The organism is Mesorhizobium sp. INR15, from assembly GCF_015500075.1.
Lineage (GTDB): Bacteria > Pseudomonadota > Alphaproteobacteria > Rhizobiales > Rhizobiaceae > Mesorhizobium.
Window position 1 is genome coordinate 4,711,757 of the sequence record NZ_CP045496.1, and the last position, 26,663, is coordinate 4,738,419.

Consider the following 26,663-nt stretch of genomic DNA (forward strand, 5'->3'; position numbering starts at 1 on the left):
GCAGCTTGTCCGAGACCGTTCTTCTGCTAAGAAATGCGCGCAATTCAACAGACGGAGCGTCCGTGTCCCAGCCCATCAGAATAGGCATTGTCGGCGTCGGCAAGATCGTTCGTGACCAGCATCTGCCGGCCCTGGCGAAAGATCGCGATTTCCAGCTGATCGCGGCTGCAAGCCGGCATGGCAAGGTCGACGACATCCCGAACTTCCCGGATATCGGGGCGATGCTTGGCGCCGTTCCGGAACTTGAAGCGGTTTCGCTCTGCATGCCGCCACAGTTCCGCTACGACGCGGCGCGCATGGCGCTGGACGCGAAAAAGCATGTCTTCCTGGAAAAGCCGCCTGGTGCCACGGTCAGCGAGGTCGAGGACCTGAAGGCGCTGGCAGCGCAGCAAGGTGTTTGCCTGTTCGCCAGCTGGCATTCGCGTTATGCGCCGGCGGTGGAAGCCGCGCGCGGCTTCCTCGCGTCGACCCGGATCAAGGCAGCCGCGATCAACTGGAAGGAAGACGTGCGCCGCTGGCACCCGAACCAGGACTGGATCTGGCAGCCAGGTGGTTTTGGCGTCTTTGATCCCGGCATCAACGCGTTGTCGATCGCAACCTATATCCTGCCGGCCATGCACATTACTTCGGCAACGCTCGATTTTCCCGAGAATCGCGCCGCCCCGATCGCCGCACAGGTTACTTTCCGCGCCAGCGGATTGACGGTGGCGATGGACCTCGACTGGCGTCAGACCGGGCCGCAAAGCTGGGACATTCTTGCCGATACAGACGCCGGGCAGATGGTACTTTCGGGCGGCGGCACCAAACTCGCGATCGACGGGCGCGTCGTTCATGAAGAGCCCGAGGCGGAATACCCGATGCTCTACAGGCGTTTCGCCGAAATCGTCCGTGCCGGCGTCTCGGATGTCGATCTGGCACCGCTTCAGCATGTCGCCGACGCCTTCATGCTCGGCAAGCGCAATGTGGTCGAGGCATTCTTCGACTGAGCCTCGCCTGAAACAACCGGGCGCCACCTTTTGTGACTGGCGGCGCCCGCTTTGCGATTGTCTACCGGGCTCCCCGTACCACGGATCCGGCAGGTATCAATCCTCGGCGCGGCAACCGGCGCGCTTGACCATGTCAGCCACGATCAGCGGGGTTGCTGGCGTTTGCGACCAACTGGCCTGGCTTGGAGCTGCTGTTTCCAGGGCTGTACGCACCGACGCCGCATCCAGCCTGAATGGGCTCTTGCACGACACGCCGCGGGCGCGTTTGCCGATAGTATCGGCAATGGCTCCGGCCGTTTCGCCGACACCAGCGACATAGGCCACCAGCGTCTGTCTGGCGATCGCACTTGAGTCGGCTTTTGCGATCATCTCCATAACTTGTCCGACCGAGATCTGGCCTTTCGCGGTCGATGGCGCGGCGGATACCGGGAAAGGCAGCATGAGGGCGGAGATGGCGCAGATGGCGGCAAAGGCGATCTTGCGGTCAAAGGAAGGCATAGGTTTCTCCTGTCTGGGTGTCATCTTGACAAGAAACATCATTGCGCATAAATTTATTATTGTAAAACGATAATTTCAAGACCCAACCGAGGCGAACCGTGACCGAGTCCCTAGCCAAGACCTCAGCCCTTGATCCTGCTCGTCAAGCCAGATTGGATCGAATCCGTTTCTTCAGCGTCATGCTGGGGCGGTGTTGCGTTGCATTGACGGCACTGCTGACGATTGCGTTGCTGCTCTATTGGTTCATGGCATCGGCCGCGTCAGTGGCGACCGACGCGCAGATTCCACCGGAGTGGCTGGCCAATCTTGGCATTGGCCGCAGAGTGGCGGGCTTTGCGATTTCCTTTGCCCCGCTCGCCTGCCTGATTTGGGCGCTGATGGCGGCCAGACGTTGCTTCCGCGCTTTTGTGGATGGCATCTTCTTCAGTCCGGAAGTGACAAGAAACCTGCGCAACTGTGCCCTCGGCCTGCTTGCGTCCGCGTTGCTGAAACCCTTTTCAGCCGCGGCATTGTCGGTGCTTTTGACCTGGAATGCCCCTAGCGGCCAGCATCGCCTGACGTTTGGCCTTGGCAGCGACACGATGCTGGCGCTGCTCGCGGCCGGCATCATTGCGGTGATTGCCTGGGTGATGGCAGAAGCGTCCGCGCTCGCCGAAGAAAATGCACAGTTCGTCTGAGGATCAACTCATGCCGATACGGGTCAGCCTCAACGTCGTCCTAGCCGAGCGAAATGTTAAGTCGAAGGATCTGGCCGAATATGTCGGCATCACCGAGGCCAACCTTTCCCTGTTGAAACAAGGAAAGGTCAAGGGCATCCGCTTCGATACGCTGGAGCGCATCTGCGAGTATCTCGGCTGCGAGCCGGGCGATCTGCTACGGTTCGAAAAGCCGAGCGGATAACCCAAAAGACAAAAAAGCCGCCGGGTTGCCCCGACGGCCTCGTTGCCTGAGATTTGTGCCGACGCGCTTACTGCGCGGCGGTGATCATTTCGGTCAGCATCGGCTCGGCGACTTCGGCGCCCGACGCCTTGCGGCGCTCGTCGATGATCAGTTCGTCGCGCGAGGTGGCGATGCGCCGGATCTGGCTCATCGTGCCGCCGGTACCGGCCGGGATAAGCCGGCCGACGATGACGTTTTCCTTCAAGCCCTGCAGCATGTCGGTCTTGCCGGCAACCGCTGCTTCGGTCAGCACTCGGGTCGTCTCCTGGAAGGAGGCGGCCGAGATGAAGGACGGCGTCTGCAGCGACGCCTTGGTGATGCCGAGCAGCACCGGCAGGCCTTCGGCCGGCTTCTTGCCATCCTCGACCAGGCGATCGTTGACCTCTTCCAGCTCGATCACGTCGACATGATCGCCCGGAATGTAGGTCGAATCGCCCTGCACCGTGATCTCGACCTTCTGCAGCATCTGGCGAACGATCACCTCGATGTGCTTGTCGTTGATCGACACGCCCTGCAGACGATAGACTTCCTGGATTTCGTTCACGAGGTAGGAAGCAAGTGCCTCCACGCCCTTGATCGCCAGGATGTCGTGCGGCGCCGGATTGCCGTCGAGGATGTAGTCGCCCTTCTCGATGACGTCACCGTCCTGGAGATGGAACGGCTTGCCCTTCGGGATCAGGTATTCGACCGGCTCAAGCGTCGAGTCATGCGGCTCGATGATGATGCGGCGCTTGTTCTTGTAGTCGCGGCCGAAGCGGATCGTGCCGTCGATCTCGGCGATGATGGCGTGATCCTTCGGACGACGTGCCTCGAACAGTTCGGCAACACGCGGCAGACCGCCGGTGATGTCCTTGGTCTTGGCGCTTTCCATCGGGATACGCGCCAGCACGTCGCCGGGGCGAACCTGTGAACCCGGCTCGACAGAAAGAATGGCCTCGACCGAGAGCAGGAAGCGGGCATCGCCACCCTTCGACAGTTTTCCGACCTTGCCCTTGGCATCCTGAATGGCGATCGCCGGCTTCAGATCGTTGCCGCGTGGCGTCGAGCGCCAGTCGATGACCTCACGCTTGGTGATGCCGGTCGACTCGTCGGCCGTTTCCTGGACGGAAATGCCGTCGACCAGATCCTCGTACGACACCCTGCCCTCGATTTCGGTGAGGACCGGGCGGGTGTAGGGATCCCATTCGGCGATACGCTGGCCACGCTTCACCTTGTCACCATCGTCCACGAAGATACGCGAACCATAGGTGAGGCGGTGCGAGGCGCGCTCCTTGCCGGCTTCGTCGAGGATCAGAACCGCCATGTTGCGGCCCATGACCATCTGCTGGCCGTCGGAGTTGCGCACCACGTTGCGGTTGCGGATCTCGACCTTGCCCTCATACGAGGCTTCAAGGAACGAGCTATCCACCACCTGCGCGGTACCACCCATGTGGAAGGTACGCATGGTGAGCTGGGTGCCCGGCTCGCCGATCGACTGCGCCGCGATGACGCCGACGGCTTCGCCCTGGTTGACCGGGGTGCCGCGGGCCAGATCGCGTCCGTAGCAGACCGCGCAGACGCCGATCCTGACTTCGCAAGTCAGTGCCGAGCGAATGCGAACCGACTGCACGCCGGCCTTTTCGATCTGTTCCACGTCACGCTCGTCCATCAGCGTACCGGCCTTGACCAGGACATCGCCCGACACCGGATGGGTGATGTCGTCGAGCGAGGTACGGCCGAGCACGCGCTGACCAACCGAAGCGACGACCTGACCGGCATCGACGATCGGCTGCATGGTGAGGCCCTTGTCGGTGCCGCAGTCGACGGAGTTGACGATGCAGTCCTGCGCCACGTCGACCAGACGACGGGTGAGGTAGCCCGAGTTCGCGGTCTTCAAGGCGGTGTCGGCCAGACCCTTGCGGGCGCCGTGGGTCGAGTTGAAGTACTCGAGCACGGTGAGGCCTTCCTTGAAGTTCGAGATGATCGGCGTCTCGATGATTTCACCCGACGGCTTGGCCATGAGGCCGCGCATGCCGGCGAGCTGGCGCATCTGGGTGGGCGAGCCACGCGCACCGGAGTGCGACATCATGTAGATCGAGTTCATCGGCTTTTGACGGCCATTGTCCTCGAACTCGACCGCCTTGATGCGGGCCATCATTTCGTCGGCGACCTTTTCCGAGCACTTGGCCCAGGCGTCGACGACCTTGTTGTACTTCTCGCCTTGCGTGATCAGGCCGTCATTGTACTGCTGCTCGTATTCCTTGGCCAAAGCCTCGGTATCGGACACCAGCTTGATCTTGGCGTCCGGGATCAGCATGTCGTCCTTGCCGAACGAAATGCCGGCGCGGCAGGCGTGGCTGAAGCCAAGGGCCATGATGCGATCGCAGAAAATGACCGTCTCCTTCTGACCGCAGTGGCGGTAGACGGTGTCGATCATCTTGGAGATGTTCTTCTTGGTCATCTCCTGGTTGGCGGTCTCGTAGGGCACATTGACGTTCTTCGGCAGAAGCTCGCCGATGATCATGCGGCCAGGCGTGGTGTCATGGATCTTCGACACGACCTTGCCTTCGGCGTCGACCGTGCGGAAGCGGCCCTTGATCTTGGAGTGCAAGGTCACGGCCTTGGTCTCAAGCGCGTGCTGGAGCTCGCCCATGTCGGCAAACACCATGCCCTCGCCCGGCTCGTTCTGGTTGACGATCGAGAGATAGTAGAGACCGAGAACCATGTCCTGCGACGGCACGATGATCGGCGCGCCGGAAGCCGGGTGCAGGATGTTGTTTGTCGACATCATCAGCACGCGGGCTTCAAGCTGCGCTTCCAGCGACAGCGGCACGTGAACAGCCATCTGATCGCCGTCGAAGTCGGCGTTGAAGGCCGTGCAGACCAGCGGATGCAGCTGGATCGCCTTGCCTTCGATCAGGATGGGCTCGAATGCCTGGATGCCCAAGCGGTGCAGCGTCGGCGCGCGGTTCAACAGCACCGGATGTTCGCGGATAACCTCGTCGAGGATATCCCAGACTTCCGGACGCTCCTTCTCGACCAGCTTCTTCGCCTGCTTGACGGTCGAGGAGTAACCCTTGGCGTCGAGACGGGCGTAGATGAACGGCTTGAACAGCTCGAGCGCCATCTTCTTCGGCAGGCCGCACTGATGCAGCTTGAGCTCCGGACCGGTCACGATGACCGAGCGGCCGGAATAGTCGACGCGCTTGCCTAGCAGGTTCTGGCGGAACCGGCCCTGCTTGCCCTTGAGCATGTCGGACAGCGACTTCAGCGGACGCTTGTTGGCGCCGGTGATGACCCGGCCACGACGGCCGTTGTCGAACAGCGCATCGACGGCTTCCTGCAGCATGCGCTTTTCATTGCGCACGATGATGCCGGGGGCGCGCAGCTCGATCAGCCGCTTCAGGCGGTTGTTGCGGTTGATGACGCGCCGATAGAGATCGTTCAGGTCGGACGTCGCGAAACGTCCACCATCCAGCGGAACGAGCGGGCGCAGGTCCGGCGGAATGACCGGAACCACTTTCATGATCATCCATTCCGGACGGTTGCCGGATTCCATGAAGTTCTCGACGACCTTGAGCCGCTTCAGATACTTCTTCTGCTTCAGCTCGGACGTGGTCGAAGCCAGTTCCGAACGCAGGTCGCCGGCGATCTTCTCCAGGTCCATGCCAGCCAGAAGGTCATGAATGGCCTCGGCGCCGATCATGGCGGTGAAACTATCCTCGCCATACTCGTCGACAGCAATCATGTACTCTTCCTCGCTGAGGAGCTGGTGCTCCTTCAGCGCGGTGAGGCCGGGCTCGGTAACGATGTAGTTCTCGAAGTAGAGGACGCGCTCGATATCCTTCAGCGTCATGTCGAGCAGCGTACCGATGCGCGACGGAAGCGACTTCAGGAACCAGATATGGGCGACCGGCGCCGCGAGCTCGATATGGCCCATGCGCTCACGGCGAACGCGCGACAGCGTGACTTCCACGCCGCACTTTTCGCAGATGACGCCCTTGTACTTCATGCGCTTGTACTTGCCGCACAGGCACTCATAGTCCTTGATCGGGCCAAAAATGCGCGCGCAGAACAGGCCGTCGCGTTCCGGCTTGAAAGTACGATAGTTGATGGTCTCCGGCTTCTTGATCTCGCCGAACGACCAGGACAGAATCTTCTCAGGGCTGGCGAGCGAAATCCGGATGGAATCGAACACCTGCGCCGGCGCCTGGGGATTGAAGAGATTCATGACCTCTTGGTTCATGCCGTTCTCCTTTTCGGGGTCCTCGAAAACCCCTTGCATCTAACGCGGACCAAACGCCCGCCGTCTTTGTCGGCCACCGGCCGTGGAATTTGTGCGTCCGGTCGCGAGAGCCTTCTCCCGCGACCCGACGTCTTGCTTATTCGGCCGCGCCCCTATTCGGCAGCGTCGGGCAGCCGGACCGGATTGTCGTCCAGCTTGGTGTTCTCCAACTCGACATTGAGGCCAAGCGACCGCATTTCCTTGACGAGAACGTTGAAGCTCTCGGGGATGCCAGCCTCGAACGTGTCGTCGCCACGAACGATCGCCTCGTAGACCTTGGTGCGGCCGGCGACGTCGTCGGACTTCACCGTCAGCATTTCCTGCAGCGTGTAGGCGGCGCCGTACGCTTCCAGCGCCCAGACCTCCATCTCGCCGAAGCGCTGGCCACCGAACTGCGCCTTGCCGCCCAGCGGCTGCTGGGTAACGAGCGAGTAAGGTCCGATCGAACGCGCGTGGATCTTGTCGTCCACGAGGTGGTGAAGCTTGAGCATGTAGATATAGCCCATCGTCACCTTGCGATCGAACGGCTCGCCGGTGCGTCCGTCATAGAGCTGCGACTGACCGCTGGTGTGCAGGCCCGCCTGCTCCAGCATGATGTTGATGTCGGCTTCGTGGGCGCCGTCGAACACCGGTGTCGCGATCGAGACGCCGCGGCGCATCTGCTCGCTCAGGCGAACAATGCTCTCGTCGTCGTATTCGCGAACCGGCTCGTTGCGGTCGTTGGCCGGAATGAAGCTTTCGAGCGTCTTGCGCAGCGGCTTGATATCGCCGGCTGTCTTGTACGCATCGATCAGATCACCGATCTTCTTGCCCATGCCCGCGCAAGCCCAGCCCAGATGCGTTTCCAGGATCTGGCCGACATTCATACGGCTCGGCACACCCAACGGGTTGAGCACGATATCCGCATGCGTGCCGTCCTCGAGGAAAGGCATGTCCTCGACCGGAACGATACGCGACACGACACCCTTGTTGCCGTGACGGCCGGCCATCTTGTCGCCCGGCTGCATCTTGCGCTTCACGGCCACGAAGACCTTGACCATCTTCATGACGCCCGGAGGCATTTCGTCGCCGCGCTGCACCTTCTCGACCTTGTCCATGAAGCGCTGTTCGAGTGCCTTCTTGGAGTCGTCGTACTGGCCACGCAAGGCTTCCAGTTCGCTCTGGAGCTTTTCGTTCTCCACGGCAAACTGCCACCACTGCGAACGCGGATACTCGTCGAGCGTATCCCTGGACAGCGTCGAGCCCTTCTTGAAGCCCTTCGGTCCAGCGATTGCTTCCTTGCCGACCAGCACGTCGGAAAGACGCGCATAGACGTTACGGTCGAGGATCGCCTGTTCGTCGTCGCGGTCCTTGGCCAGGCGCTCGATCTCCTCGCGCTCGATCGCCATGGCGCGCTCATCCTTCTCCACACCGTGGCGATTGAAGACGCGCACTTCGACGACCGTGCCGAACGTTCCCGGAGGCATGCGCATGGACGTGTCGCGCACGTCCGATGCCTTTTCACCGAAGATGGCGCGCAGAAGCTTCTCTTCCGGCGTCATCGGGCTTTCGCCCTTCGGCGTGATCTTGCCGACCAGGATATCGCCCGGCTGCACTTCCGCACCGATGTAGACAATGCCGGCCTCGTCGAGGTTCTTCAGCGCTTCTTCCGAGACGTTCGGAATATCGCGCGTGATTTCCTCAGGCCCGAGCTTGGTGTCGCGGGCCATGACCTCGAACTCCTCGATGTGAATCGAGGTGAAGACGTCGTCGGCCACGATACGCTCGGAGAGCAGGATCGAGTCCTCGTAGTTGTAGCCATTCCACGGCATGAACGCGACCAGCACGTTGCGGCCGAGCGCCAGATCGCCGAGCTCCGTCGACGGACCGTCGGCGATGATGTCGCCCTTGTTGACCAGATCGCCCATACGCACCAGCGGGCGCTGGTTGATGCAGGTGTTCTGGTTCGAGCGCTGGAACTTCATCAACCGGTAGATATCGACGCCGGACTTGCCCGGATCGAGATCCTCGGTGGCGCGGATAACGATACGAGTCGCGTCCACCTGGTCGACGATGCCGCCGCGGCGGGCGCCGATAGCGGCGCCCGAGTCACGAGCAACGATCGGCTCCATGCCGGTGCCGACGAACGGCGCTTCGGCGCGCACCAGAGGCACGGCCTGACGCTGCATGTTCGAGCCCATCAGAGCGCGGTTGGCGTCGTCGTTTTCAAGGAACGGGATCAGGGCCGCGGCCACCGACACCATCTGCTTGGGCGACACGTCCATAAGATCGACGTTTTCGCGCGGCGCCATCATCACTTCGCCGGCACTGCGGCAAATGACGAATTCGTCGACGAAACCGCCGTTCTTGTCGAGTTCGGCGTTAGCCTGCGCGACGTGGTGCTTGGCCTCTTCCATCGCCGAGAGATAGACGACGTCGTTGGTCAGCTTGCCGTCAACGATCTTGCGGTACGGGCTCTCGATGAAGCCGTACTTGTTGACGCGCGCAAAGGTGGCCAGCGAGTTGATCAGACCGATATTCGGGCCTTCCGGCGTTTCGATCGGGCAGATACGGCCATAGTGGGTCGGATGCACGTCGCGCACTTCGAAGCCGGCACGCTCGCGGGTCAGACCGCCCGGTCCAAGCGCCGAGAGACGGCGCTTGTGGGTGATCTCCGACAGCGGGTTGGTCTGATCCATGAACTGCGACAGCTGCGAGGAACCGAAGAACTCGCGCACGGCGGCAGCCGCCGGCTTGGCGTTGATCAAATCCTGCGGCATCACCGTGTCGATCTCGATCGAGGACATACGTTCCTTGATCGCGCGCTCCATGCGCAGCAGGCCGACGCGGTACTGGTTTTCCATGAGCTCGCCGACCGAGCGCACGCGGCGATTGCCGAGATTGTCGATGTCGTCGATCTCACCCTTGCCGTCGCGCAGCTCGACGAGCGTGCGGACCACGGCCAGGATGTCATCCTTGCGCAGCACGCGCACGGTGTCCTCGGCCTTGAGCTCAAGGCGCATGTTCATCTTGACGCGGCCGACGGCCGACAGATCATAGCGCTCGCTGTCGAAGAACAGCGAGTTGAACATGGCTTCAGCGGTTTCGAGCGTCGGCGGCTCGCCGGGGCGCATGACACGGTAGATGTCGAACAATGCGTCCTGACGGCTCTCGTTCTTGTCGACGTTGAGCGTGTTGCGGATATAGGCGCCAACATTGACGTGGTCGATGTCGAGAACCTTGATCTCGTTTTCGCCCGTGCCGAGAAGCACTTTCAGCGTCTTTTCGTCGATCTCGTCGCCGGCTTCGAGGAAAATCTCGCCGGTGCCGTAGTTGACGATGTCCTCGGCGAGGTAGTTGCCGAGCAGATCCTCGTCGGTCGCCTTGATCGCCTTGAGACCCTTTTCACCAAGCGCCCTCGCCTGGCGGGCGGTGATCTTCTTGCCGGCTTCGACAACGATCTCGCCCGTATCGGCATCGACCAGGTCGCCGACAGCCTTCAGGCCGCGGAAGCGCTCGACGTTGAACGGAATGCGCCAATGGTCGCCGGCGCGCTTGTAGGTGATCTTGTTGTAGAAGGTCGACAGGATCTCTTCGCCGTCCATGCCGAGCGCCATCAGCAGCGACGTCACCGGAATCTTGCGGCGGCGATCGATGCGGGCGTGCACGACGTCCTTGGAATCGAACTCGATGTCGAGCCACGAACCGCGATAGGGGATGACGCGCGCGGCAAACAGAAGCTTGCCCGACGAGTGCGACTTGCCCTTGTCATGGTCGAAGAAGACGCCCGGCGAACGGTGCATCTGCGAGACGATGACGCGCTCGGTGCCGTTGACGATGAAGGTACCGTTCAAGGTCATGAGCGGCATGTCGCCCATGTAGACGTCCTGCTCCTTGATGTCCTTGATCGACTTCGCGCCGGTATCTTCGTCGATATCGAACACGATGAGGCGCAGCGTCACCTTCAGCGGCGCGGCGTAGGTCAGGTCGCGCTGACGGCATTCGTCAACGTCGAATTTCGGTCCTTCGAACTCATACTTCACGAATTCCAGCATCGAGGAGCCGGAGAAGTCCTGAATCGGGAAGACCGACTTGAAAACGGCTTGCAGTCCCTCATCCGGACGTCCGCCCTTGGGCTCCGCCACCATCAGGAACTGGTCATAAGATGCCTTCTGAACCTCGATCAGGTTCGGCATCTCCGCAACTTCCGGGATCTTTCCGAAGAACTTGCGTACGCGTCTGCGGCCATTGAAAGTCTGGGTCTGGGCCATCGTCGCTCCTTAGCTCTAAACTCGGGACGAACCTCGCCGCGGCTCGCCTTGCATTCTGGACCACCTTGGCGGCAGCCCTTTGTCTGTTTTCCCGCCACCTGGCGGCGGCTGGCTAGAACGGGAGAAAACCCGTTTCCTGAAGGCCGGCCCGCGGCCCTCAGGAAAGAGGTTCTCGTATGTCTCGCGTTACGCGGCCTCCCTTGGACACCAAGGAAGTGGCGGACGGCGCGAGGCCGTCCGCCGGTATTCAACGCTTACTTCAGTTCGACCTTGGCGCCGGCTGCTTCCAGCTGGGCCTTGAACTTGTCAGCGTCGGCCTTGGAAACGGCTTCCTTGACCGGCTTCGGAGCTGCTTCCACCAGGTCCTTGGCTTCCTTGAGGCCAAGACCGGTGATGGCGCGCACTTCCTTGATGACGTTGATCTTCTGAGCGCCTGCCTCGACGAGAACGACGTCGAACTCGGTCTTCTCTTCGACCGGAGCAGCAGCAGCAGCACCACCGCCAGCGGCGGCAACAGCCACCGGAGCAGCGGCGGAAACGCCCCACTTTTCTTCCAGAAGCTTCGACAGCTCGGCCGCCTCGAGGACGGTCAGCTTCGAAAGGTCGTCTACGATCTTTGCGAGATCAGCCATTGTAATGTTCCTTCATAAGGTTCGAACGTGTGTATGTGATAGCGAGGAACGGCCTCATGCCGCCTCGTCCTTCCGGGCGTAAGCGCCGATGACGCGCGCGACCGAAGCCGCTGGCGCATTGACGATCTGGGCGATCCGGGTTGCCGGCGTGGCGATCATGCCAACCAGCCTGGCGCGCAGCTCGTCGAGCGACGGAAGTGTGGCGAGTGCCTTCACACCGTCGGCGTTGAGCGAGGTGGTGCCCATTGCGCCACCGAGAATGACAAGCTTGTCATTTCCCTTGGCGAAATCGGACGCGACCTTCGGCGCCGCAATCGGATCCTCCGAATAAGCAATCAGCGTCTGTCCCTTGAACAGATCGATGATCGATGCGGAGTCCGTGCCCTGAAGAGCGATTTTGGCGAGACGGTTCTTCGCGACTTTGACGGTACCACCGGCGGCGCGCATTTTCGACCGAAGGTCGTTCATTTGCGCGACGGTGATACCGGCGTAGTGGGCCACGACCACTGAACCTGCGTTCAAGAACGCACCGTTCAGGCCCGTGACGAGTTCGCGTTTTTCCGCTCTGTCCACTGCCTATCTCCAGTTGACCCCAATCCTGCTAACGGGAACATTCCCATTGACGAGGACCGGCGTCGGGTTGCCTTTGTCGGCCGGGCTATCCAGTAACGGATCTCCCGAACGACGCTCGAGGATCCTGCCCCCTTTCGCCACATCGACGGCCAGGCCGGAGATGCGCAGACAAAAGGCAAACACGGTTCGAACCTTTCATTGGAGCGGTCGCTCCGTTGTCCGGTCTTCACCCGTCTCATGCAGGCCCACATGAATTAAGGCCCTCCCCTTGGAACCAAGGCTTGGACCGCCCGCAATCTCGGACAGGATGTCCGGAAGCCTCGCGGCTTCCGGCACCGGGCCGCCAACCTGAGGTCGGAGGCCCGGGATTCTTTTACGGATCAGCCGCCTAGCGGCCGATCCAAATGGTCATATCAGGACGCAGCGAGCGTCGAGACGTCGAGCTTGAGGCCCGGGCCCATCGTCGAGGTGACAGACACCTTCTTGACGTAGTTGCCCTTGGCGCCAGCCGGCTTTGCCTTGGTCACCGCATCGGCGAAGGCGCGGATGTTTTCTTCCAGAGCCTTGACGTCGAACGAGACCTTGCCGACGCCGGCATGGACGATGCCAGCCTTTTCGACGCGGAACTCGACCGCACCGCCCTTGGACGCCTTGACGGCGGCGGCGACGTCGGTGGTGACGGTGCCGACCTTCGGGTTCGGCATCATGCCGCGCGGGCCGAGCACTTTACCCAGACGGCCTACGAGCGGCATCATGTCCGGCGTGGCGATGCAGCGATCGAAATCGATCGTGCCCTTCTGGACGATGTCGACCAGATCCTCGGCACCAACGATGTCGGCGCCGGCGGCACGCGCTTCGTCAGCCTTGTCGCCGCGCGCGAACACAGCGACGCGGACCGAGCGGCCGGTGCCGTTCGGCAGGTTGACCACGCCGCGGACCATCTGGTCGGCATGGCGCGGGTCGACGCCGAGGTTCATGGCGACTTCGATGGTCTCGTCGAACTTGACCGAGGAACGATCCTTGAGCAGCTTCAGAGCATCGCCCAGGGCATAGGCCTTGTTGGGATCGATGCCTTCGCGGGTCTTCGATACACGCTTTGCAATCTTTGCCATGATCTTAGCCCACCACTTCCAGACCCATCGAGCGGGCGGAGCCCTCGACCATACGCATGGCCGCTTCGACGTCGTTTGCGTTCAGATCCTTCATCTTGGCGGTGGCGATCTCGCGGACCTTGTCGCGCGAAACGGTGCCAGCCTTGACCTTGCCCGGCTCCTTGGAACCAGCTGTCAGGTTCGCCGCCTTCTTGAGGAAGTAGCTCACCGGGGCCGTCTTCATGACGAAGGTGAACGACTTATCCTGATAGTAGGTGATGACGACGGGAACCGGAGAACCCTTTTCCATTTCCTGGGTCTGCGCGTTGAACGCCTTGCAGAATTCCATGATGTTTATGCCACGCTGACCAAGCGCCGGGCCGATCGGCGGAGACGGCGTTGCCGATCCCGCTTTGACCTGGAGCTTGAGCTGGCCTGCAATTTTCTTAGCCATCTCTTTTCCTGCCTTTTCTCATGCCGGCATTGCCGGCGGTTGCAGTCTGGTGGTTCGATCCATGCGGCCGGCTAAGCCGCACTCGTCTCCCACCGTACTCAGAGCCGCGCGATCTCCGCGCCGCCCTTCCCTGCCGCACAGGGCGGCAGGATTTCGGATCAGCCCTTTTCGACCTGTCCGAATTCCAGATCGACCGGCACGGCGCGCCCGAAGATCGAAACTTCCACCTTGAGCCGCGCACGCTCCTCGTCCACTTCCTGGACGAAACCGTTGAACGACGCGAAAGGACCATCCGACACGCGGATCGCCTCGCCGATCTCGAAAGTGACCGAGGGCTTCGGCCGCTCGACACCTTCCTGCACCTGGTTCAGGATGCGCTGGGCCTCGGCTTCGGTGATCGGCACCGGCTTCGAGTCGCCCAGGAACCCCGTTACCTTCGGCGTGTTCTTCACGAGCGAGAACACGGCATCGGTCAGGTTGGCCTTCAGGAGCACGTAGCCCGGGAAGAATTTGCGCTCGGCATCGACCTTGCGGCCACGGCGAACTTCGACGACCTTCTCGGTCGGCACGACGATCTGATGGATATCGGCGGACAGACCCTTCTGCTTGGCCTTGTTCTCGATATCCTCGGCGACCTTTTTTTCAAAGTTCGAATAGGCGTGGACGATGTACCACCGCGCGGTCATTTCAAGATTTCTCCGTAATCGCCGGACTTAGCGTCCGATGCCAAGAAGCTGCTCGACCGCAAGGCCCATGAGCTGATCAGCGGTGAAGAAAAAGACCATCGCGATCACAGCGAAAGCCAGAACCATCACCGTCGAGATCATCGTTTCGCGACGCGACGGCCAAGTCACCTTGGCGGTCTCCGCGCGAACCTGCTGGAGAAAGACGAAAGGATTTGTGGTTTTCGAAGCCATATGCCGCTCTGTCTTCAAGACCCGTTGGCCGGGTCCCCTGGATGATCCCGCTGGCCGGGACGTGCCGCCTAGGCTCACTCTCGCGCCGAATCAGCGCAATCATTTCGCCCATGCAAATCAGACGCGTAAAGCCGGCTTCCCAGCTCCACGCGTCGCGTGTCTGTTTCGTCTACATAAAACCGATTCTTGATCCACGCAAGTGGCAAGTGCCCGCTTTATGACCAAACGCCGCCTCGGAACCATCCAGTCGTTCCGTCCCGGCTATGGCGCCCTTATGCCCCAATCGCCCTAATATGGCAAGCGCGTCGCCAATTTTCAAAGGCAGGACTGCAAAAGAGCGTATTTCGTTCACTTCGCCATTTCTAGAAATGGCACGGGCAGCAGGGCTCGAACCTACGACCTGCGGTTTTGGAGACCGCCGCTCTACCAACTGAGCTATGCCCGTATCGTGCGCAACTCGGCGCAGCAGGCGCTTCCTAAAAGCTTCCGCACGCTCTGTAAAGAGCGGTTTGCATGCAAACGCACCTTCACACCCTGTGCCAGAAGCCGGGATAGGTGACGACCAGTCCGTCCCGGTCGATTTCGAGTTCGCGCTTGAAGTCGCTGGCGCGCGATTCATAGAGGTATCGCCTGCCCTCTTCGAGACATGTGTAGCGTTGTGGATAGCTCACGACAGTGAGCGCCGGCAACTCGATGAAAGCCGTAATGACCTCGGCACTCTGGCCGGTCGCCAACCGCAATCGCCTGATCGGCAGAGTGTTGGTGAACGGCGTGACGGTAAGATCAGGGTCCAGAATGCCGTCAAGTTCGGGCATCGGCATGCCGTTCCTGGTCCAGCGGCCATCGCCGTCCGAAGCAAGAACCAGCCTTTCGCCAGTGCCGATCATATCGACCTCGACGCTCCTGGCACACCAACCAGCGTCGCAGACGATACGGTAGCGAACCGCGAACGGATCCTCGCCGGAACAGATGACCGCCGCTTCCGCCAAAATCTCCCCTGAACGCCGCCGCAGGGCCAGATGTTCGAGACCAGGCCCATCCCATTCGCGCCAACGGACGATCCGCGACTCGTCGGACGTCACTCTTCCAGAGCCTTTGGTGGAAGCACACCATCACCACCCGGCGGTGTGTATGGACCGCCCGGCACGCCCCAGCCCCAGGCCGGCATCGGTTCCGTCTCTGGATTGCAGGTCTCGCCAAGATTGGAATTCATCTTGGCCAGCCGCGATCCCCATTCGACATAGCCCATGAAAGCCGAGCGGAATTCCGGATCATCCGGCAGGCCGACTGTGTCCGCGGCATCGGCCAGGAGATTGATCCAGCGGCGGCGCTGTTCCTCGGTCAGATGCTTGCCCAAATGGTGCATCACCATCTCGCGATGGCCGCCAAATTGTTCGCTGTAAGTCTTCGGTCCGCCAAAGACCTCGCCGACGAAAGCCGCGACATGGGCCGGATGATCCGGCGACATGGTTTTGAACACCGGTCCAACGATCGGGTCCTGCGCAACCTTGTCGTAGAAGGTTTGCGTCAAGCGGTTCAACGCTTCGATGCCGCCGGCCCATTCGTAGAGAGTTGGAACATCCTTGCTCATCACCGATCCTCAAGCCTCGACAGGCATGAAAGATACGGCAAGGCCTGGCGGCGCTCAACCTCCCAGCATGGCCAGGGCGGGAACCGCTACAGCTTCGCAGGCGTGTCCACCTGTGCATTCGTGGATGGCAGAGCCCGACAATTATCGGGTTTCGGCGATGATTTGCATATCATGGCTCCGGTCAGTGCGCTGACTGATTGAGGCCCGGTCGTCAGCCTGAAATTCAGCATCGTATCAGCACTGAGCTGGACATAATGCACCGAGAGCGCCGATTGCATCAAAAGGGAAAAACCTGACCCGATGTCCATCTCGCCGAGATAGTCGCTGGTTTTTTGCTCGAACGCCAGGAAATGCACAGACAAGCGAGCACCGTCGCCGACGACGCGTCCAACGCCACCGGCGAACAGGATCGGACAGGCCGCATCGCACTGCCCGCCTGCATCGGTCGCAATGCCGGCATAGACACCATTTTTGGGAGTGCATCCGACATTTTGCGGAGCACATCCGACAAAGGTCGTTCGCGCTACCGCCACGTCAAGCTTGTGTTCACGGATCAATCTTCCGACGGCCATGGCGCCGAGCACGTCGCCACCCAGTGAACTGACAACCAACGGCAACCTTCGACTTCCAATTGTCTCAAACAGCTGACGCAGCCTCTTCGGCGTCTCGGATGTAATCACGCCTTGAGCGGAAATCCATTCGGGGCAATCAGGATTGCAGACCGGATCGCCGCCGCGAACAAGCACAAAGCGCATGTCTTCAGGGGCCTTCGCAACCTCCGGCTCAAGCGCGGCCGCAGCGGCGGGCTCTGCCACCGGTGCTTTTGTTGCAGGCATGACCACTTGCCGGCAATTCGAGGCCAAAGGGTCAACCATGCACAGGCTTGCGCTGGTCAACAGGTCTACAGCATCCGTGCCAGTAACCAGCTTCATCGTCAGCATGTCGTCGAGGGCGACCTGGTGGATTTCGCTGGCTGGCGTTGCCTTCATCGTCGCCAGCATGTCCGCGCCTATACCCATCCCCGTCAGATAGGTGGAGAGCCTTCTCTCAACCGCCTTGCTCATCTCATAGGTCTTGTAGCTGCCAGCCTCCGTGCGGCCGACGACCTTGGTGCCGATAACCTTCTTCCTGCCGTTCACAATTCTATAGGTGGTGCGGTAACTTATCTGTTCGCGCCGGTATGTGGTGGTTATCTGGTGAACACCTAGAAAAGCCCAGCTGCCGACGAGACGGCGCACGCCTCCGGCAAACATCAGCGGACAAGCGGAACTACACATGGTGCCACCGTCAAAGGCAATGCCGAAATAGGCGGCGCCCTTGCCGTCATTGACCCGGCAATCCTTCATCCCCGGCCAACAACCGGAAAACCTGGTCGCGCCGACGGCGATGTCGAGCTTGTTCTTGCGGATTATTCGGCCAAGCTGAAGCGCCGCGTCGACATTGCCGCCGGGGGAATTGACGACGATCGGCAGTTTCCGGGGGAGCGCTTTCAACGTACGCCTGAGCAGAGCTGGCGTCCCGGCCTCAATGGTGCCTTCGGCGGATATCCATTCCGGACAGTTGGGCTCGCAGCCCGACGCGTTGCTGCGCACGACGACGAACCGCATCTGCGAACTATCGTTGGACCATATCTTCGGATCGGATATTTTCGGGAAGATGTCCTCAGCCTTCGCGGCGAAGACTGCCATCACCATCGCTACAACCGGTGCCAGGCGAGCCAGCCCGCGCCACCAACTTGCCATACTTCCTGAGCGGCTTCCCGGAACCACGCTTGGCAAGAGCCCCCTTTATGCAACCCATAATAATTGCGGCGACGGCGCTTGCAATACTCGTCCCGCAGGGTAGCGGAAATGAAAAGGGCGGCCCGAAGACCGCCCTCCCATCGAATTCCGGCAAATGCCGGCCTCGATTATTCCTTGATCGTCACGACGATGCCGGCACCGACGGTGCGGCCGCCTTCACGGATAGCGAAGCGCAGCTTCTCTTCCATGGCGATCGGCACGATCAGCTCGACATCGACCGTGATGTTGTCGCCAGGCATCACCATCTCGGTGCCTTCCGGCAGCGACACGATGCCCGTCACGTCCGTCGTGCGGAAATAGAACTGCGGACGGTAGTTGGTGAAGAACGGCGTGTGACGGCCACCTTCGTCCTTGGTCAGGATGTAGGCTTCGGCAACGAACTTCTTGTGCGGCTTCACGGTGCCCGGCTTGGCCAGAACCTGGCCGCGCTCAACGCCTTCACGGTCAACGCCGCGCAGCAGCGCGCCGATGTTGTCGCCAGCCTGGCCCTGATCGAGCAGCTTGCGGAACATTTCAACGCCCGTGCAGGTCGTCTTGGTCGTCGGACGGATGCCGATGATCTCGAGTTCCTCGCCAACCTTGACGATGCCACGCTCGACGCGGCCGGTGACAACCGTGCCACGGCCCGAGATCGAGAACACGTCTTCGATCGGCATCAGGAACGGCTTGTCGAGCGGACGAACCGGCGTCGGGATGTAGGCGTCAACCGCTGCCATCAGCTCGCGGATCGCGTCTTCACCGATCTTCTTGTCGGAATCTTCCAGCGCGGCCAAAGCCGAACCCTTGACGATCGGAATGTCGTCGCCGGGGAATTCGTTCTTCGAAAGAAGCTCGCGAACCTCGAGCTCGACCAGTTCGAGCAACTCGGCATCGTCAACCTGGTCGACCTTGTTCAGGAACACCACGATCGAAGGAACGCCAACCTGACGCGCCAGAAGGATGTGCTCGCGGGTCTGCGGCATCGGGCCGTCAGCCGCCGACACAACCAGGATCGCGCCGTCCATCTGCGCCGCACCGGTGATCATGTTCTTCACATAGTCGGCGTGGCCGGGGCAATCGACGTGGGCATAGTGGCGGGCTGCCGTCTCATACTCAACGTGCGCCGTCGAGATCGTGATGCCGCGTGCCTTTTCCTCAGGCGCCGCATCAATCTGGTCGTAGCGCTTGTATTCGCCAAAATACTTCGTGATCGCTGCCGTCAGCGACGTCTTGCCATGATCGACGTGGCCAATCGTGCCAATGTTCACATGAGGCTTGTTACGCTCGAATTTACCTTTTGCCATAGTCTCTTTCCTTGGACGGCCTGGACCTTCAGTTCAGTCGAATGCGGGGCGATTACCGACAAAGGCCAAAAAACACAAGCGTCTTTTGGCCGGGCGCCGTCTCACTCGGTCTGAACCCGGTATCCGATTTCGGGGATGTGACGCGGATATAGGTATGGATAAGCGGAAATGAAATGGGCGAAGATCCGGCCCGCGACCGCCGGTACATGGCGTCCGCGACCGGAATACTGCTTGTCCCCCGCAGAATTTCACGAGCCGCCCAAGCGCCCATTGCCGCTGCTGCAAAGCTCTGATTTCCTGAACGAATGCATTTCATCCCGCCTGCCATTCGCGGCCCCCTGTTCATGATCGTTTCCACGGGGTCTTACCTCGTCAACGATACGATGATGAAGCTCGCGACATCAGGACTGCCATCCTATGAGGTGCTGTTTCTGCGCGGGGTGGCGGCAACGCTCTGGGGCTTTCCGCTGTTGTTCGCACTCGGCTACCGCAAACAGATCCCGCTGATCCTGGACAAGCGCGTCCTGAGCCGGAACCTGCTGGAACTGGCGGCAATCCTTTGCTACGTGGTCGCGCTCGCCAACATGCAGATCGCTGATTCAACCGCGCTCGGACAGATCACGCCGTTGCTGATGCTGGTCGGCTCCTCGCTGCTGTTCGGCGAACGGATCGGCGCGCAGCGCATGGCGCTCATCGGGCTCGGCTTCATCGGCGCGCTGATGGTGGCGCAACCGACCATGCAAGGCATTTCGATCTACGCCTTGCTGGCGCTCGGCAACGCGGCACTTGCCGCCGCGCGCGACCTTGCCGGCAGGCGGGTCTCGGCCGAGGTCCCGGGAATGATCGTTGCGATTTCGGCGGTCGTGGTCGTGCTGGTGGGCGCCGGTGCCGCGCATCTCATTTCGGAACGCTGGGTCATGCCCGAGGCACGCCATCTGCTGCTGATGGCCGGCGCCGGGTTTTTCCTGATCTTCGGCCACTTCTTCATCTTCATGGCCTATCGCGTCGGGCCAACCAGCGCGGTGGCGCCATTCTACTATTGCTTCACCGTGTGGGCGGTCATTTCGGGGCTGCTTGTGTTCGGGCAATTCCCCAATACGCTGGCTATCTGCGGCATCCTGCTGGTGGTTGCCAGCGGGCTGACCATCGTGTCGCTCGATGAGCGGAAGCGGCGGTTGACCGTCATAGCGTAATCCAAATCGGGCGCGGGCATCCGCAACTTGCTTGTCGATGTTACCCTCGGAAACGCTGAGTTACGCCGCGAACGCTTTTGTCTATTGTCTATGCTGTATGTGAACCACCTGCGGCTTCGGAAAAGCCGAAGCCGCATCTTTCACCGCCGGAATGCCCGGAAAGCGGCAGGCTGCCCGCTAGCCGGCTCTTAAAGCGTCCGGTTGCCGGTGAATTGGTGGTAGGCCCAAAGGACAACCACGGCGCCGACGACAGCGACGATCAGGCTGTAAATGTTCAGTCCGGTGACGCCTGATGCGCCAAAGGCGCTGAAGATCAGGCCGCCGACGATCGCGCCAACGATGCCAAGCACGATATCCATGATCATGCCCTGGCCGGTCTTGTTAACGATCTTGCTGCCCAGGAAGCCGGCGATGACGCCGAGAATGATCCAGCTGATGATACCCATTTATCCTCTCCATTGCCCCCCGCCCAATCATGCTCACAGCAGCGGCCAAAGCTCAAGCCGGGCTGAATTTCCGCGGCCAGCTTGAAATCGCGCCTGAAAGGGCCATTGTTGAAGCGGGGGTAACGTTGACATGGAGATCCACAATGGGACTGTTTGACAACGCCGTTCCCGGCGGCAACATCGCCAAACCTCTGATGATCGCCCTCGGCGCGCTGTTGGTTGGGAAGATGCTGAGCGGCAAAAGCGCCGAGCAGCCAGACCAACCTCAAAGCCCGGCTCCGACCGGAACGACATCCGCCGACGGCGGTCTGCTTGGCGGACTGGGCGGCCTGCTCGACAAGCTCAAGGATGCCGGCCACGGCAATGTCGCCGATTCCTGGGTCGGCACCGGACAGAACCAGCCCATCAACGCCAACGACCTCGGCAGCGCGCTGGGGCCGCAAGTCATCCGCGAGATCGCACAAAGGACGGGCATGGACGAGCAGGAACTGCTCAAGCAATTGTCCACCGCCCTACCGGGCGTGATCGACAAGCTGACGCCAAACGGACAGGTGCCACAGCCGCATCAGGTGGCGTCGGCGTTCAACAGCTAGGAGCCCCGCCCTTCAGACAGGCACCGCGCGTCCGCCAGGGCGCGCGGAAGAGCGCTCGTGCATCTTTGGTGATCTGGGATTGTTTGGAGCGGGTAGCGGGAATCGAACCCGCATATTCAGCTTGGAAGGCTGCTGCTCTACCACTGAGCTATACCCGCATGCAGGGATTCAGACCTATCCGAAAACCGCTGCACACTTTTCGGTCGATGCTCGTCGTTTCAGGGCTTCCGGGCCGGCAGTGGTGGAGAGGGTTGGATTTGAACCAACGTAGGCATAGCCAACGGATTTACAGTCCGTCCCCTTTAACCACTCGGGCACCTCTCCAGTCTGCCGCCGGAGCCATGCAACGAAGCATCGTCGCGTTACGACCGCCTCAGCAGCCTCCCGCGAAGCGCCTTATGGCGGCACCGTCCAAAACTGTCAACCGCAAGAATCCGGCAAAACACGCTGAATTTCATCCGCTGTCCGGCGGGCCGCTCAACCCGGCAGTATCCACAGCCGTGTGACATGGTTATAGAAGCCAGCCATGAGCAACGACAGCAAATCCAACACCCCTAAAGATACCCACTACGCCAAGCTGCGCCGCGCCTTTCGCGACGAGAAGAGCGGCGGCGCACCGGCGTTCAAGCCGCGCCAGCCGGTGGCAGCAGGCGAGAACGCGGCGGACGGCCTAGTGCGGCTCTATGGGCTGCATACGGTACGCGCCGCACTCGACAACCCGCGCCGCAAGATCAGGAAGATGCTGGTGACGCGCAATGCCCTGGAGCGCCTGGCCATCGCCGATCTCGCCGCCCTGCCCTTCAAGACCGAACTGGTCGAGCCCCGGGACATCGACCGGGTCACCGGTTCGGATGCGGTGCATCAGGGCGTGCTGATCGAGGCCGAACCGCTGAAGCCCAAGCGGCTGGATGCGCTCGGCGATACGAAACTGGTGCTGGTGCTTGACCAAGTCACCGACCCGCACAATGTCGGCGCCATCCTGCGTTCGGCGGTCGCCTTCGGCGCCGGCGCGCTGATCACCACGGCGCGCCACAGCCCGCAAGAATCCGGCGTTCTGGCGAAATCGGCTTCCGGCGCGCTGGAACATATCGACCAGATCGAGGTGAAGAACCTCGCCGATGCGCTTGGGCAATTGCACGAGGCCGGTTTCCAGACCATCGGCCTTGATTCGGACGGGCCGGCGGAACTTGAAACAAGTTTTGGCGGCGACAAGATCGCCCTGGTGCTGGGCGCCGAGGGCAAGGGTCTGCGCCAGAAGACCCAGGAAACGGTGACGACACTAGCGCGCCTCGATATGCCCGGCGCCATTCGCTCGCTCAACGTATCGAACGCGGCCGCGATCAGCCTCTATGCGGCGCGGGCATTTTTGAAGCAACGCAGCTAGGTCGGGACTATCAGGCCCGTTGCAGGCAGAATAATCGAACGAGAAACGGGTTCCCGCGTTTAAACGCAGGAACCCGCTCTTCGACAGGAAAGGTTGACGACGTGGGAACGTTGCGCCGCCTTGTCCTGGCCTATGCTGCCTTGCCCTTGATATCAGCGGCTTCGCCGCCGACTTCGAAATTGGCCATCCGCTCCAGCGCCCTCACAAGCGCCGAGTGATCCTCCTTCGCGCCGCCATTGGCTGCGCAGGAATTGAACAGTTGCTGGGTGGTCGAGGTGTTGGGCAGCGATACGCCCAGCGCCTTTGCCCCTTCCAGCGCCAGATTGAGATCCTTCTGGTGCAGTTCGATGCGGAAGCCCGGCGCGAAGGTGCGCTTGACCATGCGCTCTCCATGCACTTCTAGGATGCGCGATGCCGCCAGCCCGCCCATCAGCGCCTGCCGCACCTTGGCCGGATCAGCACCGGCTTTCGAAGCAAAAACAAGCGCTTCGGCGACGGCTTCAATGGTCAGCGCGACGACGATCTGGTTGGCGACCTTGGTGGTCTGGCCGACGCCGTTCGGGCCGACCAGCGTGATGTTCTTGCCCATCTTGTCGAAGACCGGCCTTGCCCGTTCGAAGGCGTTATCCTCACCGCCGACCATGATGGTCAGCGACGCCGCCTTGGCACCAACTTCGCCACCGGACACCGGTGCATCGAGGTAGTCGCAGCGAAGCGCGTTGACCTTGCCGGCAAAGACCTTGGTCTCGATTGGTGAGATCGAGCTCATGTCGATGACGAGCTTGCCCTTGGACAGGCCTTGGGCGACGCCGTTCTCGCCAAACAGCACGTCGGCGACCTGCGGTGTGTCAGGCACCATGATGATGATGATGTCGGCGGCTTTCGCTACCGCTGCATGGCCGGAGACCGTCTTCAGCCCTTTGGCGACAAGATCAGCGGACGGTTTCGAGCGGTGATCGCTGGTCGTTACCGTGTAGCCGGCATCCAGCAGGTGCCCCGCCATCGGCGCGCCCATGATGCCAAGGCCGATGAAGCCGATGGTTTCCATGTTTCTTCTCCGTATTTCTATCGGCAAAATTCCGCGGCTATGCCGCCGCACTTCCCTGGCCGGTCAATGCCTTGAACCAACCCAACCCCTGCTCCGTCCCGGCCTTCGGCTTGTACTCAGCCCCAACCCAGCCGGAATAACCAATCCGGTCGATATGATCGTAGAGGAAGGGGTAATTAATCTCGCCCGTCCCCGGTTCGTGACGACCGGGATTGTCCGCCAGCTGGATATGCGCGATGCGGCCGAGGTTTGCCTCGATGGTACGGGCGAGATCCCCCTCCATGATCTGCATGTGGTAGATGTCGTATTGCAGGAACAGGTTTTTCGAGCCGACCCGATCGATAAGCGACAACGCCTGGTTTGACGTGTTGAGGAAAAAGCCGGGGATGTCGCGCGTGTTGATCGGTTCGATCAGCAACCTAATGCCGGCCTGCCCCAGCTTTTCCGCCGCGAAAGCGAGGTTCTCCGCGAAGACGTTTTCCAACACGTCGCGCGCAACGCCTTGCGGTGCGATGCCGGCAAGGCAGTTCACCTGCTCACAGCCCAGCGCGTGCGCGTAGGTGATGGCCTTGGCTACACCTTGCCGGAATTCGTGAATGCGATCCGGCAAGACGGCTATGCCGCGTTCGCCTCTGGCCCAGTCACCCGGTGGGAGGTTGAACAGAACCTGCGACAGTCCGTTCTTCTTCAGCCGGGCCGCGACGACGTCAGGCGCATGGTCATAAGGGCCGATATATTCGACACCCTTGAAGCCGGCGCGGGCGGCGGCATCGAAGCGGTCGAGAAAATCATGCTCGCCAAAAAGCATCGAAAGATTGGCTGAAAACCGTGGCATAGCGGAACGTCCTTACAAAATGAATCAAGCGAGCCTGAATTAGTCCAGCATCACGATCGCCGTCGGCGCGTCTTCGTGACGTTCGGCAAGTTCCTCGAATTCGGTGATCTTGTCGATTTCCGTGCCCATGGAAATGTTGGTGACACGCTCGAGGATGAATTCGAGCACGACTGGAACCTGGAATTCCTCCATCAGGCGCTGCGCCTCCTTGAAGGCACCGGCGAATTCTTCCGGCTTGCGCACCCTCACCGCCTTGCAACCCATGGCTTCGGCAACGGCAACATGGTCGACGCCATAGCCGGCCTCGGGATCGCCGGCCCGGTTGACGTTCTCGAAGGCAAGGCTGACCTCGAAATCCATCGAGAAACCGCGCTGCGCCTGGCGGATCAGGCCAAGATAGGCATTGTTCACGACGACGTGGATGTAGGGCAGCTTGTGCTGCGCACCGACAGCCAGTTCCTCGATCATGAACTGGAAATCATAGTCGCCCGACAGGGCGACGATGGCACGGTGCGGGTCGGCGGCGCGGACGCCAAGCGCTGCCGGCAGCGTCCAGCCGAGCGGGCCGGCCTGGCCGCAATTGATCCAGTTGCGCGGCTTGTAGACATGCAGGAACTGCGCGCCGGCGATCTGCGACAGGCCGATGGTGGTGACGTAGGTGACGTCGCGGCCAAAGGCCTTGTTCATCTCCTCATAGACGCGCTGCGGCTTCAGCGGCACCTGGTCGAAATGCGTCTTGCGCTTCATCGTCTTCTTGCGCTGCAGGCATTCCTTTGCCCAACCCGACCAGTCGCGCAGCTTGCCTGACGTCTTCCACTCGGTGGCGACGTCGAGCAGGATCTTCAGTGCGGCACCCGCGTCGGAAACGACACCGAGGTCCGGCGCGAAGACACGGCCGATCTGCGTCGGCTCGATATCGACATGGATGAATTTCTTGCCCTTGGTGTAGACATCGACCGAGCCGGTGTGGCGGTTTGCCCAACGGTTGCCGATGCCGAAGACGAAGTCGGCCTCGATCATGGTGGCGTTGCCGTAGCGATGTGACGTCTGCAGGCCGCACATGCCGGCCATCAGACGGTGATCATCGGGGATCGCGCCCCAGCCCATCAGCGTGGGGATGACGGGAACACCAGTGATCTCGGCGAATTCGATGAGCAGATCCGAAGCGTCCGCGTTGATGATGCCGCCACCGGCGACGATCAGCGGCTTTTCAGCCGCGTTCAACATATGCAGCGCCTTCTCGGCCTGGGCGCGCGTCATTGCCGGCTTGAACGGCACCAGCGGCTCATAAGCGTCGATGTCGAACTCAATCTCGGCCAGTTGCACGTCGACCGGCAGGTCGATCAGGACGGGACCGGGCCGCGACGAGCGCATCAGGTGGAACGCCTTTTGCAACGCCATCGGCACCAGATAGGGCTCCATGACGGTGACCGCCCATTTGGCGACGGGTGCGGCGATCGCGGCGATATCGACGGCCTGGAAATCCTCCTTGTTCAGCCGGGCGCGCGGCGCCTGGCCCGTGATGCAGAGGATTGGAATGGAATCAGCGGCGGCCGAGTAGAGCCCGGTGATCATGTCGGTGCCCGCTGGGCCCGACGTGCCGATGCATAGGCCGATATTGCCAGCCTTGGTGCGAGTATAGCCTTCGGCCATGTGCGAGGCGCCCTCGACGTGGCGGGCAAGGACATGGCGGATGCTGCCACGCGCCTTCAATGCCGAGTAGAACGGGTTGATCGCCGCGCCCGGCACGCCGAAGGCGCACGAGATGCCTTCTTTTTCGAGAACGAGAACCGCAGCATCGACTGCGCGCATCCTGGCCATGTTCAGCTCCACGAGATGATTGTTGGATGGCTAAGGATGTCACCAGGTGGGCTATTTTTCAAT

23 protein-coding genes and 3 tRNA genes are annotated in these 26,663 nt (G+C 61.2%); 6 read left to right on the forward strand and 20 right to left on the reverse strand.

What is annotated here, in order from left to right:
* Positions 1-62: 62 nt before the first annotated feature.
* Positions 63-986 (forward strand): Gfo/Idh/MocA family protein, encoded by a 924-nt coding sequence (locus GA829_RS22940; protein WP_195174896.1) that lies wholly within the window; start codon positions 63-65, stop codon positions 984-986.
* 96 nt (positions 987-1,082) lie between these two features.
* On the opposite strand, the gene GA829_RS22945 is transcribed toward GA829_RS22940, so the two are convergent.
* Entirely contained in the window at positions 1,083-1,484 is a 402-nt protein-coding gene (locus GA829_RS22945) for a chlorophyllide reductase (RefSeq protein ID WP_195174897.1), read from the reverse strand.
* A 98-nt stretch (positions 1,485-1,582) separates the two neighbouring features.
* Here GA829_RS22945 and GA829_RS22950 point away from each other — a divergent pair, with 98 nt between their 5' ends.
* Complete coding sequence (locus tag GA829_RS22950; RefSeq protein ID WP_195174898.1) at positions 1,583-2,161, forward strand: DUF2975 domain-containing protein; 579 nt, start codon at positions 1,583-1,585, stop codon at positions 2,159-2,161.
* 10 nt (positions 2,162-2,171) lie between these two features.
* Positions 2,172-2,384 carry a helix-turn-helix domain-containing protein gene (locus GA829_RS22955; RefSeq protein WP_195174899.1) on the forward strand — a complete coding sequence of 71 codons (213 nt, stop codon included), beginning with the start codon at positions 2,172-2,174 and terminating at the stop codon, positions 2,382-2,384.
* 67 nt (positions 2,385-2,451) lie between these two features.
* Here GA829_RS22955 and rpoC read toward each other — a convergent pair whose 3' ends face one another.
* From rpoC to tuf, 13 genes are all read right to left on the reverse strand, one after another.
* Positions 2,452-6,648, reverse strand: coding sequence for a DNA-directed RNA polymerase subunit beta' (gene rpoC, locus GA829_RS22960; protein ID WP_195174900.1), 4,197 nt, complete (start codon positions 6,646-6,648; stop codon positions 2,452-2,454).
* Positions 6,649-6,800: 152 nt separating this feature from the next.
* Positions 6,801-10,937, reverse strand: a complete 4,137-nt coding sequence (gene rpoB / locus GA829_RS22965; RefSeq protein ID WP_195174901.1) for a DNA-directed RNA polymerase subunit beta — start codon at positions 10,935-10,937, stop codon at positions 6,801-6,803.
* A 254-nt stretch (positions 10,938-11,191) separates the two neighbouring features.
* Entirely contained in the window at positions 11,192-11,569 is a 378-nt protein-coding gene (rplL, locus tag GA829_RS22970) for a 50S ribosomal protein L7/L12 (protein WP_027028829.1), read from the reverse strand.
* Positions 11,570-11,623: 54 nt separating this feature from the next.
* Entirely contained in the window at positions 11,624-12,142 is a 519-nt protein-coding gene (gene rplJ, locus GA829_RS22975; protein ID WP_195174902.1) for a 50S ribosomal protein L10, read from the reverse strand.
* A 413-nt stretch (positions 12,143-12,555) separates the two neighbouring features.
* Positions 12,556-13,254 (reverse strand): 50S ribosomal protein L1, encoded by a 699-nt coding sequence (rplA, locus tag GA829_RS22980; RefSeq protein ID WP_195174903.1) that lies wholly within the window; start codon positions 13,252-13,254, stop codon positions 12,556-12,558.
* 4 nt (positions 13,255-13,258) lie between these two features.
* Positions 13,259-13,687: a 50S ribosomal protein L11 gene (gene rplK / locus GA829_RS22985; RefSeq protein WP_027055614.1), complete on the reverse strand. Its 429-nt coding sequence runs from the start codon at positions 13,685-13,687 to the stop codon at positions 13,259-13,261.
* 158 nt (positions 13,688-13,845) lie between these two features.
* The gene (gene nusG / locus GA829_RS22990; RefSeq protein ID WP_013531409.1) at positions 13,846-14,373 is read right to left on the reverse strand and encodes a transcription termination/antitermination protein NusG; all 528 of its coding nucleotides are present in this window, start codon (positions 14,371-14,373) and stop codon (positions 13,846-13,848) included.
* Positions 14,374-14,400: 27 nt separating this feature from the next.
* The gene (gene secE / locus GA829_RS22995; RefSeq protein WP_195174904.1) at positions 14,401-14,604 is read right to left on the reverse strand and encodes a preprotein translocase subunit SecE; all 204 of its coding nucleotides are present in this window, start codon (positions 14,602-14,604) and stop codon (positions 14,401-14,403) included.
* A 369-nt stretch (positions 14,605-14,973) separates the two neighbouring features.
* Positions 14,974-15,049: transfer RNA gene (locus GA829_RS23000), tRNA-Trp, on the reverse strand.
* 82 nt (positions 15,050-15,131) lie between these two features.
* Positions 15,132-15,686: a putative glycolipid-binding domain-containing protein gene (locus GA829_RS23005; RefSeq protein ID WP_195174905.1), complete on the reverse strand. Its 555-nt coding sequence runs from the start codon at positions 15,684-15,686 to the stop codon at positions 15,132-15,134.
* Positions 15,683-16,195, reverse strand: a complete 513-nt coding sequence (locus GA829_RS23010) for a group II truncated hemoglobin (RefSeq protein WP_195174906.1) — start codon at positions 16,193-16,195, stop codon at positions 15,683-15,685. The genes GA829_RS23005 and GA829_RS23010 overlap by 4 nt, the downstream gene beginning before the upstream one ends.
* Positions 16,196-16,281: 86 nt before the next feature.
* On the reverse strand, positions 16,282-17,883 hold the full coding sequence (locus GA829_RS23015; protein WP_258051854.1) for a hypothetical protein: 1,602 nt from the start codon (positions 17,881-17,883) through the stop codon (positions 16,282-16,284).
* 221 nt (positions 17,884-18,104) lie between these two features.
* On the reverse strand, positions 18,105-19,280 hold the full coding sequence (gene tuf, locus GA829_RS23020; RefSeq protein WP_195174907.1) for an elongation factor Tu: 1,176 nt from the start codon (positions 19,278-19,280) through the stop codon (positions 18,105-18,107).
* 305 nt (positions 19,281-19,585) lie between these two features.
* Here tuf and GA829_RS23025 point away from each other — a divergent pair, with 305 nt between their 5' ends.
* Positions 19,586-20,473 carry a DMT family transporter gene (locus GA829_RS23025; protein ID WP_195174908.1) on the forward strand — a complete coding sequence of 296 codons (888 nt, stop codon included), beginning with the start codon at positions 19,586-19,588 and terminating at the stop codon, positions 20,471-20,473.
* A 188-nt stretch (positions 20,474-20,661) separates the two neighbouring features.
* Here GA829_RS23025 and GA829_RS23030 read toward each other — a convergent pair whose 3' ends face one another.
* A complete protein-coding gene (locus GA829_RS23030; RefSeq protein WP_195174909.1) occupies positions 20,662-20,919 on the reverse strand; it encodes a GlsB/YeaQ/YmgE family stress response membrane protein in 258 nt (85 codons plus the stop codon).
* A gap of 143 nt (positions 20,920-21,062) precedes the next feature.
* Between GA829_RS23030 and GA829_RS23035 the strand changes: the two genes are divergently transcribed.
* Entirely contained in the window at positions 21,063-21,512 is a 450-nt protein-coding gene (locus GA829_RS23035; protein WP_195174910.1) for a YidB family protein, read from the forward strand.
* An 84-nt stretch (positions 21,513-21,596) separates the two neighbouring features.
* Here the strand turns inward: GA829_RS23035 and GA829_RS23040 are convergent.
* Positions 21,597-21,670, reverse strand: a tRNA-Gly gene (locus GA829_RS23040).
* A gap of 81 nt (positions 21,671-21,751) precedes the next feature.
* A tRNA-Tyr gene (locus GA829_RS23045) sits at positions 21,752-21,836 on the reverse strand.
* A gap of 202 nt (positions 21,837-22,038) precedes the next feature.
* Between GA829_RS23045 and GA829_RS23050 the strand changes: the two genes are divergently transcribed.
* Complete coding sequence (locus GA829_RS23050; protein WP_195174911.1) at positions 22,039-22,896, forward strand: TrmH family RNA methyltransferase; 858 nt, start codon at positions 22,039-22,041, stop codon at positions 22,894-22,896.
* Between the two features lie 130 nt (positions 22,897-23,026).
* On the opposite strand, the gene GA829_RS23055 is transcribed toward GA829_RS23050, so the two are convergent.
* Genes GA829_RS23055 through gcl form a run of 3 tightly spaced genes read right to left on the reverse strand, consistent with a single transcriptional unit; the run spans position 23,027 to position 26,600 of the window.
* Positions 23,027-23,944 (reverse strand): 2-hydroxy-3-oxopropionate reductase, encoded by a 918-nt coding sequence (locus tag GA829_RS23055; protein WP_195174912.1) that lies wholly within the window; start codon positions 23,942-23,944, stop codon positions 23,027-23,029.
* Between the two features lie 37 nt (positions 23,945-23,981).
* Positions 23,982-24,779 (reverse strand): 2-oxo-tetronate isomerase, encoded by a 798-nt coding sequence (gene otnI / locus GA829_RS23060; protein ID WP_195174913.1) that lies wholly within the window; start codon positions 24,777-24,779, stop codon positions 23,982-23,984.
* Positions 24,780-24,818: 39 nt separating this feature from the next.
* Positions 24,819-26,600, reverse strand: coding sequence for a glyoxylate carboligase (gene gcl / locus GA829_RS23065; protein WP_195174914.1), 1,782 nt, complete (start codon positions 26,598-26,600; stop codon positions 24,819-24,821).
* Positions 26,601-26,663 lie beyond the last annotated feature (63 nt).

Bases quoted from the DNA above. Each gene is read 5' to 3' on its own strand.
- GA829_RS23010 (WP_195174906.1), bottom strand. From the start codon at position 16,195: ATGAGCAAGGATGTTCCAACTCTCTACGAATGGGCCGGCGGCATCGAA.
- GA829_RS23035 (WP_195174910.1), top strand. From the start codon at position 21,063: ATGGGACTGTTTGACAACGCCGTTCCCGGCGGCAACATCGCCAAACCT.
- GA829_RS23015 (WP_258051854.1), bottom strand. From the start codon at position 17,883: ATGGCAGTCTTCGCCGCGAAGGCTGAGGACATCTTCCCGAAAATATCC.
- GA829_RS22955 (WP_195174899.1), top strand. From the start codon at position 2,172: ATGCCGATACGGGTCAGCCTCAACGTCGTCCTAGCCGAGCGAAATGTT.
- gcl (WP_195174914.1), bottom strand. From the start codon at position 26,600: ATGGCCAGGATGCGCGCAGTCGATGCTGCGGTTCTCGTTCTCGAAAAA.
- otnI (WP_195174913.1), bottom strand. From the start codon at position 24,779: ATGCCACGGTTTTCAGCCAATCTTTCGATGCTTTTTGGCGAGCATGAT.
- GA829_RS23025 (WP_195174908.1), top strand. From the start codon at position 19,586: ATGCATTTCATCCCGCCTGCCATTCGCGGCCCCCTGTTCATGATCGTT.
- rpoB (WP_195174901.1), bottom strand. From the start codon at position 10,937: ATGGCCCAGACCCAGACTTTCAATGGCCGCAGACGCGTACGCAAGTTC.
- GA829_RS23055 (WP_195174912.1), bottom strand. From the start codon at position 23,944: ATGGAAACCATCGGCTTCATCGGCCTTGGCATCATGGGCGCGCCGATG.
- GA829_RS23030 (WP_195174909.1), bottom strand. From the start codon at position 20,919: ATGGGTATCATCAGCTGGATCATTCTCGGCGTCATCGCCGGCTTCCTG.
- rplL (WP_027028829.1), bottom strand. From the start codon at position 11,569: ATGGCTGATCTCGCAAAGATCGTAGACGACCTTTCGAAGCTGACCGTC.
- GA829_RS23050 (WP_195174911.1), top strand. From the start codon at position 22,039: ATGAGCAACGACAGCAAATCCAACACCCCTAAAGATACCCACTACGCC.
- tuf (WP_195174907.1), bottom strand. From the start codon at position 19,280: ATGGCAAAAGGTAAATTCGAGCGTAACAAGCCTCATGTGAACATTGGC.
- rpoC (WP_195174900.1), bottom strand. From the start codon at position 6,648: ATGAACCAAGAGGTCATGAATCTCTTCAATCCCCAGGCGCCGGCGCAG.
- GA829_RS22945 (WP_195174897.1), bottom strand. From the start codon at position 1,484: ATGCCTTCCTTTGACCGCAAGATCGCCTTTGCCGCCATCTGCGCCATC.
- secE (WP_195174904.1), bottom strand. From the start codon at position 14,604: ATGGCTTCGAAAACCACAAATCCTTTCGTCTTTCTCCAGCAGGTTCGC.
- rplA (WP_195174903.1), bottom strand. From the start codon at position 13,254: ATGGCAAAGATTGCAAAGCGTGTATCGAAGACCCGCGAAGGCATCGAT.
- nusG (WP_013531409.1), bottom strand. From the start codon at position 14,373: ATGACCGCGCGGTGGTACATCGTCCACGCCTATTCGAACTTTGAAAAA.
- rplK (WP_027055614.1), bottom strand. From the start codon at position 13,687: ATGGCTAAGAAAATTGCAGGCCAGCTCAAGCTCCAGGTCAAAGCGGGA.